Raw genomic sequence first — 14263 nt, 5'->3', positions numbered from 1 at the left:
GCCACCTCTTTCAGCCGCACCGCCGAAGCGTCAGGCGCAACTCGTTCGCGAACTGCGCGCGCCGATGATGCGCGAGATGCAGCCCGATCACGACAGCTTGTCCGCGCGATACGAGCTTGATCGGATCGCGCGGCGACGCACCTTGCTCGACCCGCACCCAGCGCGGATTGAATTCGAACTGCGTCAACCGCTCGGCACTCACCTGCTCGATCACGAGCCGGTTCGGGAAAAGCCGGATGCGCTCGTAATCGACTGCATGACGCGCGTAAATCACGAACGCGATGCCCACCGCCAGCAACTCGATACCTGTGAACGGCAGGACCAGCCATGCACCGCACACGACCAGCAACAGCGCAATCGCCGACGAGCAGAATGTCAGCGACACATAGAACCACACGAACTGCTTCGGCGACACCGAACAGTTTCGCTTCATGAGCCAGTCTTCGATGACCGGCTCCGCATCCATCAGCAGGGCTTGCACCGCCATCGCCACCTCCCGCGCATGCCGCTCGCATACCGCGCGCCCCGGGGCTCGCCGCCTTGTATCGTGGGTCTTCGCGGCGACAAACTGACGCATTATAGGCGCGATCAATGGCATCCACAAGCAAACGCCTATCGCCCCGCAACCCAGTCCTGGCAAGCCTTTGCGAGCTTTTCGCATGCGCTCGGCGAGGGTACCGCGACTCAGCCCGGACGCCTTCGACCGATGTCCTCTATCCGCACGATACCGTGCCCTTCGGCGGTCGTACGCGGCACCGCCTTCCAGGCGTGGCCGTATATCACTTCGAATGTCAGCGCGATCGTGCCGTCCTTGCCGCGGCGCGCGTCGAGCGCCGCGGCAAGCGCGCGATGAAGCCGTTTCGATGCCGGCGCGCCCAGCGCACTGCCCGCCTGGCCGCAATCGCGCGCAAACGGATAGGCGCCCCAACGGCGCACGTCGGCCAGCAACGTCTCAGGCGATCGATAGGTAATGGTCAGCGTCTCCTGATCCATCACGGGAATTTCGAAGCCGCTCTCGACGAGCATGTCGCCGAGATCGTGCATGTCGACGAAATCGAGTACGTGAGCCCGCCTTCCCACGCCATGCGCAGCCTCCACTTCGACGAAGGCACTGCGCAACTCGCGCAGCGTGTCGGGCCCGAGCGTGCTGAACATCAGCAGGCCGCCGACTTTGAGCACGCGCTGCCATTCGGGAAGCACGAGATCGGGACGGGGATGCCAGTGCAGTGCGAGGTTCGACCACAGGACGTCGAAAACGTCGCCCGCGAACGGCAACGCCGAGAAATCGGCCTGAGCGATGCGAGGCCCCGCGTTGCCGAGCGCACGCGCGAGGGGCGCGGGCAAGAGGCGGCGCCAGCTCGTATCGCCGAGAGCATGCGGCGCGGCACGCGAGAGCATCGCGTGGGACAGATCGACCCCGAACACCGGCGCATCGGGAAAGCGCTCGCGCAACACCGGCAGATCCTCCCCCGTGCCGCAGCCGGCGTCGAGCACGCTCGCCGGCTTCGTTCGAATGTAGTCGAGCCGCTCGCGCATGCGCTGCGCGATCTCGCGCGGCAGGAATGCAACGTCCCCGAACGCCGCTGCGCGGCGATCGAATATTCGCCGTGCAAGCCTCGGATCATAGGCCGGACGGCCAGATTTAGCGGGAGTGGGGGACATGACGGTCGATCTGGCGGAGAGCCCGAAGTATACTCGCTCGCTCGGTCGAGTCCAGCGAGGGGAAAGCCCATGTGCAAGCCCGGCAGCGCGATGCCGAGCACCGGTTACGCGTCCGCGGCAGGCACGCGCCGCGAGCGCGCACCGCTTGCGTTCGCGGCGCGCGTTGCGCTGCGGGTGGCGCATTGCGCGCTTCCCCAATCGTGCGTGTTGTGCGGCGCGTTATGCGTCAATATGTCGCAACAGCCAATGTGTCGCGGATGCGACGCGCAATACTGGAACGAACCGCGCCTGCGGTGCCTGCGGTGCGCCATGCCGCTCACGCTCGGCGGCACACACCCGCATCGGCCGGGCCGCTACGTCTGCAGTCCATGCGCGACGCGTCGGCCGCCCTTCGACAGAACGCTCGCGCTCGCGGATTACCGGCCGCCGCTGGACCGCCTTGCGCTCGGCCTCAAGTTTCGCGGGCGGCTTCTCGTCGCGAAGGAATTCGCGCGGGGCCTCGCCGCCCTGGCCATCGATCGCCTGGCGCCCGACGCGTGGCCGGACCTCGTCGCGCCGGTGCCGCTCGCGCACGAGCGGCTCGTCGAGCGCGGCTTCAATCAGGCGTGGGAGATCGCCAAGCCGCTCGCACGCGCGCTGCACGTGCCCGCCGATGCGGCGCTGCTGCGGCGCACGACCCACACGGTCGCGCAGTCCCGGCTCGATCTCGACGCGCGCAAGCGCAATGTGGGCGCCGCCTTCCGCGCGATGCGCGAGGTACGCGGCATGCATGTCGCGCTCGTCGACGACGTGATGACATCCGGCGCGACGCTCGAAGCCGCGGCGCGCACACTGAAGACCGCGGGCGCGCGCGAGGTGACGAATTTCGTCGCCCTGCGCACCGCGAAAGACTGATTACGAGCCAACGCTCCAACCGATACCATGTTCAACGTCGTTCTCGTCGAACCCGAAATTCCGCCGAACACCGGCAACATCATCCGCCTGTGCGCCAACACGGGCGCACAGTTGCATCTGATCGAACCGTTGGGTTTTCCGCTCGACGATGCCAAGCTGCGCCGCGCCGGCCTCGACTATCACGAATACGCACGGATGCAGGTCCACCGTGACTGGGAGAGCTTCATCGCCACCGCCTCACCCGATCCCGAGCGAATGTTCGCATTTACGACGCGCGGCGCAAGCCCATTTCACGGGCACCGCTTTCATCCCGGCGACTGGTTCGTATTCGGCGCGGAAACGCGCGGCCTCGCGCCTGCCCTGCTCGATCGTTTCGGCGCCGAACAGCGGGTCCGGCTGCCGATGCGGCCGAACAACCGCAGTCTCAATCTTTCCAACACCGTTGCGGTGGTGGTATTCGAGGCTTGGCGCCAGGCCGGCTTCGAAGGCGGTCAGTGACGCGCGAGCGCCGCGCTACGCGCCATCGACCCGGTGCGATTCCGCACGGGCGTCGCGGCGCAACAGGGCGCTGACGGCTGCACGCGGCGCGACGCCATCGAACAGCACGCTGCAGACCGCTTCCGTGATCGGCATATCGACACCTTGCGCGCGCGCGATGCCCAGGACCGCCTGAGCGCAGCGAACGCCTTCGGCCACGTGGCCGAGTGCGCCGAGAATATCGTCGAGCGAGCGGCCGCCCGCCAGTTGCAACCCGACTGTGCGATTGCGTGAAAGATCGCCCGTGGCCGTGAGAATCAGATCGCCCAGCCCTGTGAGCCCCGTGAACGTATCCGGCCGGCCGCCCAGCGCGACGCCGAGGCGCGACATTTCGGCGAGCCCACGCGTGATCAGCGCGGCGCGCGCGTTCAAGCCGAGCGCGAGACCGTCCGAGATGCCGGTTGCGATCGCCAGCACGTTCTTGACCGCACCACCGACTTCGACACCGATCAAATCGTCGCCGGTATAGATGCGCATCGCGCCGTGATGGAACGCGGATACGGCGAGATCGCGGCAAGCCGCACTTGCACTGGCGACGGTCAATGCAACAGGCAACCCGAGCGCGACTTCGCGCGCGAAGCTCGGCCCCGAGAGCACGCCATGACTGACATGGCCGGCGAGCTCGGAGGCGACTACTTGATGCGGCAGCATCTGCGTATCGGCTTCGAACCCTTTGCAGACCCAGACGAAGTGCGCGGGAACGCGGCCAAGCTCGCGCAACGCACGACTAAGCGCGCGCAGCCCGGCCACCGGCGTGGCGATTACGCACAGCGCATCCTCGGCGCCGCAATGCTCGAGCGCCGTCGCGAGCCCCGCTTCGTAGCGCAACTGCGCCGGCAGGGCGACGCCTTGCAGATAGTGCGTATTTTCGCGGCGCGCGGCGAGTTCGGCCGCGAGCGCGGGCTCGCGGGCCCACAAGAGCGTATCGTGGCGCGCGGCCAGATGCGCAGCGAGCGCCGTACCCCATGCGCCCGCGCCGAGAACGGCGACTTTCATGGCGGGCACTGCCCTCGCCGCTCAGTGCGTGGCGCCGTTCGATGCTTCGTTTTGCGCACCCATCTGCGCAAGACGCTGCTCGTAGAGCGCCTGGAAGTTGATCTCGGCGAGGTGGATCGGGGGAAATCCAGCACGCGTGATCGCATCGGCGATATTGGAGCGCAGATACGGGAAGATGATCGTCGGGCACGCAATGCCGACGAGCGGATCGACCTGATCGGCCGGAATATTGCGGATATCGAAGATGCCGGCCTGCTTGGCCTCGATCAGGAAAGCGACCTTCTCGGCCACCTTCGCGGTGACCGTGCCCGTCACCGCGACTTCGAAGATGCTCTCCGCAAGACGGTCGGCCTTCACGTCGACCTCGACCTCCACCGACGGCATGTCCTGCTCGAGGAAGATGGCCGGCGAATTAGGCTGTTCGAGCGACAGGTCCTTCAGGTAGACGCGCTGGATGTTGAAGAACGGCTGGTTGTTCTGGTCCGACATGGTGGCTCCGATGGATGAATTCATCTTGGCCGGCGGCGCGCCGGCCAAGCAGGGAATGTATGAGGCGCTGAGCGCGACATCGAGCCGAAGCCCGAGGCACGCCCGCGAGTATGCGCAGCGCGCGCTCAGCGCCGATGGCGCGCCGAGCGGCGGGCGCCCGTCACGCGGAGGCGGCGTTCACGCAGGTTCGAGCAGCGGCACGAGGCCGCCCGCGCGATCGAGCGCGGAAAGATCGTCGTAACCGCCGATATGCTTATCGCCAATGAACACCTGCGGTACCGTGCGCCGTCCCGTGCGCTCCATCATCTCCTCACGGCGCGCGGGATCGCGGTCGACGAGGACTTTTTCGATGTGCTCGACGCCGCGCGATTTCAAGAGCCGCTCGGCCATCTGGCAATAGGGACAGACCTGGGTGCTGTACATCACGACCGAATTCACGCTTGCCACTCCTTTACTTGACGACCGGCATGCCGGCCTGCTGCCAGGCGTTCAAACCGCCTTGCAGCACATGGACTTCGGCGTAGCCGGGCTCGCGCACGACGCGCGAGGCCTTGTTCGACTGCAAACCGTTCTGGCAGACGAGCAACACCGGATTCCCCTTATTCTTGGCGATCTGGCCAATTTTTGCTTGAAGCTCCGCGAACTCGAGGTGGCGGGCGGACGGCAGATGTCCGCCCGCGTAGTCGGCGGCCGGCCGCAGATCGACGATCACGGCGTTGCGCCGGTTGATCAGCTGCGTCGCCTCCGCCGCGGACAGGCCGCCGCGGCCACGCCCCGAAAGCATCGGCCAAAGCAGCAAGCCGCCCGAGACGACAAGGGCCGCGATGAGCACGAGGTTCGTGTAATCGGTTAGAAACGTCACGAAATATCCGCCAAAAAGGGAAGAAAAGGAAACAGGCAATCCGACCATTATAAAATATCCGCTTGACGCGATGGCGGGTGCTCCTCGGACGGTGCACCGGCCTCGCATCGGGCGCTTCCTCACTACCGACCTCTTACGCTCATGCACAAGCTCGTCCTCATCCGCCACGGCGAATCGACGTGGAACAAGGAAAACCGATTCACCGGCTGGGTCGACGTCGACCTGACCGAACAAGGCATTCGCGAAGCCAACGAGGCGGGACGGCTGCTTCGGGAAGCCGGCTACCGCTTCGACATCGCCTACACCTCGGTGCTCAAGCGCGCGATCCGTACGCTCTGGCACGTGCAGGACCAGATGGATCTCATGTACCTGCCCGTCGTCCACTCGTGGCGCCTGAACGAGCGTCACTACGGCGCGCTGGCCGGGCTGAACAAGGCGGAAACGGCCGCTCAGTACGGAGACGATCAGGTGCTCGTCTGGCGTCGCAGCTACGACACGCCGCCGCCCGCGCTCGAGCCGACCGATCCGCGCGCCTCGTACGACGATCCGCGCTATGCCAAGGTGCCGCGCGAAGCGCTGCCGCTCACGGAGTGCCTGAAAGACACGGTCGCGCGCGTGCTACCGGTCTGGAACGAATCGATCGCCCCGGCCATCAAGGCGGGCAAGAAGGTACTGATCGCGGCGCACGGCAACTCGCTGCGCGCGCTCATCAAGTATCTCGACGGTATTTCCGACTCCGACATCGTCGGCCTGAACATCCCGAACGGGGTGCCGCTCGTGTACGAGCTCGACGATGACCTCAAGCCGATACGCCATTACTATCTCGGCGACGCCGAAGCCATCGCCAAGGCACAAGCCGCCGTTGCCAAGCAAGGCAAGGCAGGCTGAGGCACCGTCGATACCCCCGGGGGCGGCACGGCAAACGCGGCACGGCACAGGCAGGGCCGGGAGCGTTTTTTGCCCCCGGCTGTCGAACACCGACACATGAGTACCGCCGCACCCGGCTGATCGAGCAGTTATACTTGACCGTCCTTCGCCACCGGCGCTCACACCCGTTTTCCGAACGCAACCGACTCTATGCGCACGAAACTCAAGAATATCGGCCTGATCGCAGCGGGCCTCGCCGCCGGCGTGTTCGCAACCCTGCAATTTTCTGCCGCGGCGCAGCAGGCCACCTCCACCCCGCTGCCGCTCGAGCAGTTGCGCCTTTTTGCGGAAGTGTTCGGCCAGATCAAGCATGACTATGTCGTGCCGGTCGATGACAAGAAACTCCTGACCGAAGCCATCAAGGGCATGGTCTCGAGCCTCGATCCGCACTCCTCGTATCTGGACAAGACCGATTACCAGGAACTGCAGGAGCAGACGAAGGGGCGCTTCGCCGGCCTCGGTATCGAGATTTCGCAGGAAGACGGGCTCATCAAGGTCATCTCGCCGATCGAGGATACGCCCGCGTTTCGCGCCGGCATCCGCCCGGGCGATCTGATCACCCGCATCAACGACAAACCCGTGCGCGGCATGACGCTCGACCAGGCCGTCAAGCAAATGCGCGGCGACCCGGGCACGAAGGTCACGCTGACGCTGTTCCGCAAGAGCGAGGACCGCACATTCCCCGTCACCGTCACGCGCGCGATCATCCGCGTACAGAGCGTGAAGGCGAAGGTCGTCGCCCCGGGCTATGCGTACGTGCGCATCACGAGCTTCCAGGAACGCACGGTGCCCGATCTCGCGACCAAGCTCGCCGACATCGCGCGCGAGCAGCCGAATCTGAAAGGCCTGATCCTCGATCTGCGCAATAACGGCGGCGGCCTGCTGCAAAGCGCGGTGGGCGTGGCCGGCGCGTTCATGCCGCCCGATTCGGTCGTCGTTTCGACGAACGGACAGATTCCCGATTCGAAGCAGGTCTATCGCGATACCTACGCGAACTACCGGCTGCCGTCGTTCGACTCCGATCCGCTCAGGAATCTGCCCGGCATCTTCAAGACGGTGCCGATGATCGTGTTGACGAACGCCTATTCGGCATCCGCGTCGGAGATCGTGGCCGGCGCGCTGCAAGATGCGCATCGCGCCATGATCGTGGGCAAGACGACGTTCGGCAAAGGCTCCGTGCAAACCGTGCGTCCGCTGACCTCGGATACCGCGCTGCGTCTCACGACGGCGTACTACTACACGCCGAGCGGCCGCTCGATTCAGAACAAGGGCATTCGTCCTGACGTCCCGGTCGATCAATATGCGGACGGCGATCCTGACGACGCCTTCGTCACGCGCGAAGTCGACTACACGAACCACCTTGCCAATACGCAGGATCCGAACGAGAAGAAAGAACACGAGCAGCGCGAAAACGACCGGCTGCAGCAGTTGCAGCAGCTCGAGCAGGAAAACGACAAGAAGACGCCCGAGCAACGCGCCAAGGATCGCGAGCGCAAGCCCGTGGAGTTCGGCTCGGCCGACGATTTCATGCTGCAGCAGGCGCTGAACAAGCTGCAGGGCAAGCCCGTGCAGGAGTCGAAGTCGATCGCCGAGCGCAACCTCGCTCAGCGCAAGGTCCCGACATCGGCCTCGGCGCCGGTCGCGGTCAAGCCGGGCACGCCCGCGCCGGCCTCGGCTCCCGCCAAGTAGTCCCCGTTGCTGCGCGTGCCGTGAACGACGATCAACTGCTTCGATACTCGCGGCATATTCTCGTCGACGAATTGGGCATCGAAGCGCAGCAGCGGTTTCTCGATGCGCACGCGATCGTCGTCGGCGCCGGCGGCCTCGGCTCGCCGGCCGCTATTTATCTCGCGGCGGCGGGCGTCGGCAGGCTGACGCTCGTCGATGCCGATACCGTCGATCTGACGAATCTGCAACGGCAAATCCTGCACGTCACCGCCTCGGTCGGCCGGAAAAAGGTCGAGTCGGGTCGTGAAGCGATTGCGCGGCTGAACCCCGATGTCATCGTGAATGCGGTGGACGAGCGTATCGACGACGCTTGGCTCGACGTTCACGTGCCGGGCGCAAGCGTGGTGCTCGATTGCACGGACAACTTCGCGACGCGCCACGCGATCAACCGCGCCTGCGTCAAGCACGGCATACCGCTCGTGTCTGGCGCCGCGTTGCGCTTCGACGGCCAGATCAGCACGTTCGATTTCCGCGACGCACACTCGCCGTGCTATGCCTGCATCTTTCCCGAAGACCAGCCATTCGAAGAAGTTGCATGCGCAACGATGGGGGTGTTCGCACCCACCGTCGGCATCGTCGGTGCAATGCAGGCAGCGGAAGCGCTGCGGGTCGTGGCGGGTATCGGCGAAACGCTCGTAGGGCGTCTCATGATGCTCGATTCGCTGCGCATGGAATGGACGACGATGAACATCGCACGACAGCCCGATTGCCCCGTGTGCCAAGACCGCGGGCGCCAGTAGCGCACGCCGGGCGACGGTACTCAGCGCGCGGACTAGCCGACACGGCTTCGCGCGCGTTCCAGGACTTTTGCAGGCGTCATAGCTGAGCGACGCATTTGAGCGCCGCTTGCACTTCCTCGGGCTCGAAAGCGGCCAGCACGTCCGCCACCGGTTTTTCGAGCGCCCGCAAATCGGCGCGCAAGATCTCCTGCTTGACCACGAGCAACTGGCTCGGGTGCATCGAAAACTCGGTCAACCCCATGCCGAGCAACAGCCGTGTCAGCTGCGGGTCGCCCGCCATCTCGCCGCACACCGATACCGGCACACCCGCGCGCTTCGCCTCGCGCAGCGTGAACGCAATCAGATGCAGCACGGCCGGGTGCAACGGGTCGTACAAATGCGCGACGGCATTGTCGGCCCGGTCGATCGCGAGCGTGTATTGAATGAGGTCGTTCGTCCCGATCGAAAGAAAGTCGACGCGCTTCAGGAAGAGCGGCAACGCGATCGCCGCAGCCGGAATCTCGATCATCGCTCCGACCTGTACGCCCGGATCGTATGCGAGGCCAGCATCGTCGAGCTGCCGCTTCGCTTCGCGTATGAGATCGAGCGTCTGATCGATCTCCTGGGCGTGGGCGAGCATCGGCACGAGAATCTTGACCTTCCCCAACGCCGAGGCGCGCAGGATCGCGCGCAGCTGCGTCAGAAACATCTGCGGCTCGGACAGGCTCCAGCGGATCGCCCGAAGCCCGAGCGCTGGGTTCGGTGCCGCCTCGTGGCCCTCGCCTCCTCCGAACGTTTCGAGCGGCTTGTCGGCGCCGACATCGATCGTACGGATCGTCACCGGCAGGCCGGACATCAGATCGACCGCCCGGCGGTAAGCCTCGAACTGCTCCTCCTCCTCGGGCAGATGATCCTTGCTCATGAAGAGAAACTCGGTCCGGAAAAGACCGATGCCGACCGCGCCCGCCTCCACGGCCGTGCGCGCGTCCTCGGGCAGCTCGATGTTCGCGCACAGCGAGATCTTCGTGCCGCAAAGCGTCTGCGTCGGCGCAAACTTCAGGCGCTGAAGCTTCTTTTGCTCGAGCGCTTTTTCACTCTGGCGATAGGTGTACTCCTCGAGAACGATCGGCGCGGGATCGACGATCACGATGCCATGGTCGCCGTCGACGATGATCAGATCGTCCTGCCGGATCAGCGCACTCGCGTGCTGTACGCCCACGGCCGCGGGAATACCGAGGCTGCGCGCGACGATCGCGGTGTGGGACGTGCGCCCGCCGAGATCGGTGACGAAGCCTTGAAACGTTTGCGTCTTGAACTGCAGCATGTCGGCGGGCGAGATGTCATGCGCAACGACGATCATTTCGTCGGTCGCGTCCCCGTTCGCGCCGTCGACGAGCACCACCGCCGATGGTGCACCTGCGAGCGCCTTCAGGATTCGCTCGACCACCTGCTGAATGTCCGCCTTGCGCTCGCGCAGATACTCGTCCTCGATATCGTCGAAATGACGCACGAGGCGCTCGAGTTGCTCGGTCAGCGCCCATTCGACGTTGTAGCGGCGCGTGCGGACGAGGTCCATCGTCTCCTGAACGAGCATGGCATCGTTGAGGATCATCGTATGGACGTTGATGAAGGCCCCGACCTCGCTCGGGGCGTCGGCAGCGAGATCGCCGCTCAAGCGCTCCAACTCGCCTTGCACGGCCTTGAGTGCCGCGCGGAAGCGCTCGAGTTCGCCTTCGATCTGAGGCGGCTCGATCAGATAGTGATCGACGTCGAGCGCCGCCGGTGCAATGAGATAAGCGCGCCCGATCGCGATGCCGCGTGACACTGGAATTCCATGCAGCGAGAACGACACGCGCACCTCCTCGAATTATGTAATGCTGCGGGAGCCATACCGCTGCTATGGGCGTGCAACCCTAATCCGGAATTATAAATTCCATTGTCGTGCCTGACTGCTTGCGCTGCAGCATGTACAGACTTTTCCGCGTGCTCGGCGACGCGCGGAGCCCCGCCCGCGCCCGAGGATAGCGCTGAAGACAGCATAAAAAAACCGCGGGCTGCCGCGGCTCGTCTCCAGCGCCGGCGCCGCGTTACTGGCCTTCGCCGAACTTGTCGGCGATCAGCTTCAATAGCGCCTGCATCGCCTCGGCTTCATCCGGCCCCTCCGTTTCGATCGTCACCGTGCTGCCGATGCCGGCTGCGAGCATCATCACGCCCATGATGCTCTTTGCATTGATGCGCCGTCCGTTGCGTGTCATCCAGATTTCCGACTGAAAGTTGCCCGCGAGCTGAGTCAGTTTGGCCGACGCACGTGCGTGAAGCCCCAGTTTGTTGACGATCGTCGTTTCGTTTTGAAGCATCTACGGTTCCCTGCGGCCCGGTAGGCGTTGGCAAGAGTCGGTGAAATCGAAAAAAGGCGCATCAGGCGCCGGTGCCGCGCGTACCGGTGCGCGGCGCTTGCATGGCTGCGGCTGGCAACGGCTCGGCGGCACTCAGCGGCGCACCGGTTGTCGGCAGACAGGGCGAAGGCGCGCAAACCCCGCCCGGCGATGTCTGCGGTCCGATTGCATGTACCCCCTTCGCCGCACCGGTCAATGCTTTGTCGGCAAGCGTATCGAGCGGGGTCGTGCGGTAACAGACAGCGCGCACGAGCATCGGTAGGTTGACACCGGCCAGCACACGCACATCGGCGAGGCTCGCAAGCCTGCTGGCGATATTGGCGGGCGTCGCGCCGTACATGTCGGTGAGCACGAGCACCCCGTTGTCCTCGCGCAGGCGCTCGACTTCGGATTGCGCGAACGCGCTCACCTGTGCCGGATCGCAATCCGGCGTAACGTCGATCACGCCGATGCGCGCCGGAATCCCGCCATAAATGTGCGCGATGCAGTCTCTTAGCGCCGTGGCAAACGGCGCATGCGCGATGATCAGAATGCCTGCCATGTCAGCCCTGCAACGAAAAACGACGACCTGCGCACAACCGGTGCAGGCCTACCCGGAAACGCAGGTGCGGCCCGGTTTGTTTTGCAATACAGCAATTGTAGCAGTCCATTTTCGCGCGAAACGCAACGTCATGCCGGCGCCGCCCGCTCCAGCGCATCGACGAACATGCCGGCGACATCGAAGCCGGTTTGATCCATGATCTCGCGAAAGCAGGTGGGACTCGTGACGTTGACCTCGGTAAGCCAGTCCCCGATCACATCGAGCCCGACGAGCAGCAGCCCGCGCGAAGCGAGCACCGGCCCGAGCGTTTCGGCTATTTCCATATCTCGCACCGACAGCGGCTGCGCCACCCCGACGCCGCCCGCCGCAAGGTTGCCGCGCACCTCGTTGCCCTGCGGTATTCGCGCCAGCGAAAACGGCACGACTTGCCCGCCGATCAGCAGGATGCGCTTGTCGCCGGCGGATATCTCGGGAATGAACTTTTGAGCCATGACCGACCTCGCCCCGTCATGGCTCAACATTTCGATGATCGAGCCGAGGTTCATGCCGTCGCTCTTGACGCGGAATACGCCCATGCCCCCCATGCCGTCGAGCGGCTTCAAGATGACGTCGCCGTACTCGGCATGAAAGGCGCGCAATCGCGCCGCGTCGCGCGTCACGAGGGACGGCGCGACGAACTGCGGGAATTCGCCGATGGCAAGCTTCTCGGAGTGATCGCGAATCGTCTGCGGCTTGTTGAACACGTGCGCCCCGGCGCGTTCCGCGAGCTCGAGCAGCCAGGTCGATGTCACGTACTCCATGTCGAACGGCGGGTCCTTGCGCATCAGCACGGCGCCGAACGACGTCAGCGAGCGGTGCTCGTTGGGCCCGTTCTCGTGCCACACGTTACGATGCAAATCGGCCGTGTCGCCGACGATCGTGACCCGATGCACCGTTGCTTCGACGTTGCCCCCCGTCCACGCAAGGTGCTTCGGCTCGCACGCGAAGATCGCATGGCCGCGGCGTGCGGCCTCGGCCATCATCGCGTAGGTCGTGTCCTTGTAGATCTTGAAGCGTGAGAGCGGATCGGCGATGAAGAGGATATCCATGAAGCTCCTGCGCCCCCTTGCGGGGTTGTCGTTTGTTCAAAGGGGCCGCTCGTGGCCTGGGCGATGCGCGCCACGGCGCGCGCAGCTCAGACCTGGATGGCCTCGGGGTCGGTCTTTTCGAGTTCGACGGACGCGGCGAGCAGGCCGAGCCGTGCCACGACGCCATACATATAGAAGCGGTTCGGCGGTGCTGCGCCAGGCTTCGCGTGCGCATCGGGCAGCGCCGTGTGCTCGAAGCCGAGCGGCACGAAATGCATGCCGGGGGCGTTGAGGTTCTGATCGCGCTCGCGCGAGCCGTGCACGCGGTAAAAACCGCCGACGACGTACCGGTCGATCATGTAGACGACCGGTTCGGCCACTTCTTCGCCGATGCGCTCGAACGTATACACCCCTTCCTGCACGATCAGATCATGCATGGGCCGACCGCCTTTCGTCGCCGCCATGCGCGTGCGCTCGCCCTTCGAAAGGTGGGCGAGTTCGGATGCGTCATGCACGGTCATCACGCCGCGCCCGCCCGTGCCCGCATCGGACTTGATGACGACATACGGCTTTTCGCCGATACCGTACTCGCGATACTTGCGCGCGATCTTCTTGATGACGGCGTCGATCGCGTCGGTCAGCGCTTCTTCGCCGGTATGCGCCTCGAAATCGACGTCTTCCACATGTGCGAAATAGGGATTGATCATCCACGGGTCGATCTCGACGAGCTTGGCGAACTTCTTGGCGACGTCGTCGTAGCAGGAAAAATGCGTCGACTTGCGGCGCACGGCCCAGCCCGCGTGCAGCGGCGGCAGCACGTACTGCTCGTGCAGATTCTCGAGTACCGGCGGCAATCCCGATGAGAGATCGTTATTGAGCAGGATCGAGCAGGGATCGAAATTCTTCAGACCCAGCCTGCGCGGCGTGCGCTCGAGCGGTTCGAGGACGATTTTCTGGCCGTCTTTGAGGGAAATCGTCACCGGGCCCGCGATGTTTTCGTCGAGCGTGCCGAAGCGCACGTTCAGGCCGGCTTGGCGCATGATCGTCGCGAGACGCGCCACGTTCTCGAGGTAAAACGCGTTGCGTGTCTCGTGCTCGGGGATCACGAGCAGGTTCTTTGCATCGGGGCAAATCTTCTCGATGGCCGCCATTGCCGCCTGGACAGCGAGCGGCAGCACTTCGTTCGGAAGGTTGTTGAATGCGCCCGGAAAGAGGTTCGTATCGACGGGCGCGAGCTTGAAACCCGCATTGCGCAGATCGACCGAACAATAAAACGGCGGCGTATGCTCCTGCCATTCGAGCCGGAACCAGCGCTCGATCGCCGGCGTGGCATCGAGGATCTTCCGCTCGAGATCGAGCAGTGGACCGTTTAACGCCGTAACTAGATGCGGAACCATGGAGCACTCGCAGACAGGGGAAAAAAGATTGTAGAGCAATTGCCCTGC

16 protein-coding genes are annotated in these 14263 nt (G+C 64.6%); 5 read left to right on the top strand and 11 right to left on the bottom strand.

The genetic code is table 11. From position 1 onward, the window contains the following. Window positions 1-10: 10 nt before the first annotated feature. The gene (locus ACO1XS_RS10110) at window positions 11-487 is read right to left on the bottom strand and encodes a DUF2244 domain-containing protein (protein WP_331569324.1); all 477 of its coding nucleotides are present in this window, start codon (window positions 485-487) and stop codon (window positions 11-13) included. Between the two features lie 197 nt (window positions 488-684). Beyond that, window positions 685-1662 (bottom strand): methyltransferase domain-containing protein, encoded by a 978-nt coding sequence (locus ACO1XS_RS10105; RefSeq protein ID WP_331569326.1) that lies wholly within the window; start codon window positions 1660-1662, stop codon window positions 685-687. A gap of 69 nt (window positions 1663-1731) precedes the next feature. On the opposite strand from ACO1XS_RS10105, the gene ACO1XS_RS10100 reads away from it, so the two are divergent. Beyond that, complete coding sequence (locus tag ACO1XS_RS10100; RefSeq protein ID WP_486390590.1) at window positions 1732-2556, top strand: ComF family protein; 825 nt, start codon at window positions 1732-1734, stop codon at window positions 2554-2556. A 27-nt stretch (window positions 2557-2583) separates the two neighbouring features. After that, entirely contained in the window at window positions 2584-3054 is a 471-nt protein-coding gene (gene trmL / locus ACO1XS_RS10095; RefSeq protein WP_331569328.1) for a tRNA (uridine(34)/cytosine(34)/5-carboxymethylaminomethyluridine(34)-2'-O)-methyltransferase TrmL, read from the top strand. Window positions 3055-3069: 15 nt separating this feature from the next. On the opposite strand, the gene ACO1XS_RS10090 is transcribed toward trmL, so the two are convergent. From ACO1XS_RS10090 to ACO1XS_RS10075, 4 genes are all read right to left on the bottom strand, one after another. Then, window positions 3070-4089, bottom strand: coding sequence for an NAD(P)H-dependent glycerol-3-phosphate dehydrogenase (locus ACO1XS_RS10090; protein ID WP_440559070.1), 1020 nt, complete (start codon window positions 4087-4089; stop codon window positions 3070-3072). A 21-nt stretch (window positions 4090-4110) separates the two neighbouring features. Then, complete coding sequence (gene secB / locus ACO1XS_RS10085; protein WP_173255038.1) at window positions 4111-4578, bottom strand: protein-export chaperone SecB; 468 nt, start codon at window positions 4576-4578, stop codon at window positions 4111-4113. 177 nt (window positions 4579-4755) lie between these two features. Continuing rightward, the gene (grxC, locus tag ACO1XS_RS10080; RefSeq protein WP_331569335.1) at window positions 4756-5016 is read right to left on the bottom strand and encodes a glutaredoxin 3; all 261 of its coding nucleotides are present in this window, start codon (window positions 5014-5016) and stop codon (window positions 4756-4758) included. A gap of 13 nt (window positions 5017-5029) precedes the next feature. After that, window positions 5030-5440, bottom strand: coding sequence for a rhodanese-like domain-containing protein (locus ACO1XS_RS10075; protein ID WP_486390589.1), 411 nt, complete (start codon window positions 5438-5440; stop codon window positions 5030-5032). A gap of 141 nt (window positions 5441-5581) precedes the next feature. On the opposite strand from ACO1XS_RS10075, the gene gpmA reads away from it, so the two are divergent. From gpmA to ACO1XS_RS10060, 3 genes are all read left to right on the top strand, one after another. Further along, complete coding sequence (gpmA, locus tag ACO1XS_RS10070; protein WP_331569339.1) at window positions 5582-6328, top strand: 2,3-diphosphoglycerate-dependent phosphoglycerate mutase; 747 nt, start codon at window positions 5582-5584, stop codon at window positions 6326-6328. A 189-nt stretch (window positions 6329-6517) separates the two neighbouring features. Next, entirely contained in the window at window positions 6518-8056 is a 1539-nt protein-coding gene (locus ACO1XS_RS10065; protein WP_481582343.1) for a S41 family peptidase, read from the top strand. A gap of 20 nt (window positions 8057-8076) precedes the next feature. Beyond that, window positions 8077-8835 (top strand): HesA/MoeB/ThiF family protein, encoded by a 759-nt coding sequence (locus tag ACO1XS_RS10060; protein ID WP_486390588.1) that lies wholly within the window; start codon window positions 8077-8079, stop codon window positions 8833-8835. 76 nt (window positions 8836-8911) lie between these two features. On the opposite strand, the gene ptsP is transcribed toward ACO1XS_RS10060, so the two are convergent. The 5 genes from ptsP to gshA form a co-directional block, all read right to left on the bottom strand. Continuing rightward, window positions 8912-10666, bottom strand: a complete 1755-nt coding sequence (gene ptsP / locus ACO1XS_RS10055; RefSeq protein ID WP_486390587.1) for a phosphoenolpyruvate--protein phosphotransferase — start codon at window positions 10664-10666, stop codon at window positions 8912-8914. Between the two features lie 235 nt (window positions 10667-10901). Further along, the gene (locus ACO1XS_RS10050; RefSeq protein ID WP_331569347.1) at window positions 10902-11171 is read right to left on the bottom strand and encodes an HPr family phosphocarrier protein; all 270 of its coding nucleotides are present in this window, start codon (window positions 11169-11171) and stop codon (window positions 10902-10904) included. Between the two features lie 61 nt (window positions 11172-11232). Continuing rightward, entirely contained in the window at window positions 11233-11751 is a 519-nt protein-coding gene (locus tag ACO1XS_RS10045; protein ID WP_486390586.1) for a PTS sugar transporter subunit IIA, read from the bottom strand. A gap of 128 nt (window positions 11752-11879) precedes the next feature. Next, window positions 11880-12839, bottom strand: coding sequence for a glutathione synthase (gene gshB / locus ACO1XS_RS10040; RefSeq protein ID WP_331569351.1), 960 nt, complete (start codon window positions 12837-12839; stop codon window positions 11880-11882). Between the two features lie 86 nt (window positions 12840-12925). Beyond that, the gene (gene gshA, locus ACO1XS_RS10035; protein ID WP_331569353.1) at window positions 12926-14215 is read right to left on the bottom strand and encodes a glutamate--cysteine ligase; all 1290 of its coding nucleotides are present in this window, start codon (window positions 14213-14215) and stop codon (window positions 12926-12928) included. Between the last annotated feature and the right edge of the window lie 48 nt (window positions 14216-14263).

The organism is Trinickia sp., from assembly GCF_057351765.1.
The sequence above is the reverse complement of the archived record's forward strand: the minus strand, read 5'-3'. Positions and strand labels throughout refer to the sequence as shown.

Coding starts and splice junctions, on each gene's coding strand:
- ACO1XS_RS10110 (WP_331569324.1), bottom strand. CDS start 487: ATGGCGGTGCAAGCCCTGCTGATGGATGCGGAGCCGGTCATCGAAGAC.
- ACO1XS_RS10105 (WP_331569326.1), bottom strand. CDS start 1,662: ATGTCCCCCACTCCCGCTAAATCTGGCCGTCCGGCCTATGATCCGAGG.
- ACO1XS_RS10100 (WP_486390590.1), top strand. CDS start 1,732: ATGTGCAAGCCCGGCAGCGCGATGCCGAGCACCGGTTACGCGTCCGCG.
- trmL (WP_331569328.1), top strand. CDS start 2,584: ATGTTCAACGTCGTTCTCGTCGAACCCGAAATTCCGCCGAACACCGGC.
- ACO1XS_RS10090 (WP_440559070.1), bottom strand. CDS start 4,089: ATGAAAGTCGCCGTTCTCGGCGCGGGCGCATGGGGTACGGCGCTCGCT.
- secB (WP_173255038.1), bottom strand. CDS start 4,578: ATGTCGGACCAGAACAACCAGCCGTTCTTCAACATCCAGCGCGTCTAC.
- gpmA (WP_331569339.1), top strand. CDS start 5,582: ATGCACAAGCTCGTCCTCATCCGCCACGGCGAATCGACGTGGAACAAG.
- ACO1XS_RS10065 (WP_481582343.1), top strand. CDS start 6,518: ATGCGCACGAAACTCAAGAATATCGGCCTGATCGCAGCGGGCCTCGCC.
- ACO1XS_RS10050 (WP_331569347.1), bottom strand. CDS start 11,171: ATGCTTCAAAACGAAACGACGATCGTCAACAAACTGGGGCTTCACGCA.
- ACO1XS_RS10045 (WP_486390586.1), bottom strand. CDS start 11,751: ATGGCAGGCATTCTGATCATCGCGCATGCGCCGTTTGCCACGGCGCTA.
- gshB (WP_331569351.1), bottom strand. CDS start 12,839: ATGGATATCCTCTTCATCGCCGATCCGCTCTCACGCTTCAAGATCTAC.
- gshA (WP_331569353.1), bottom strand. CDS start 14,215: ATGGTTCCGCATCTAGTTACGGCGTTAAACGGTCCACTGCTCGATCTC.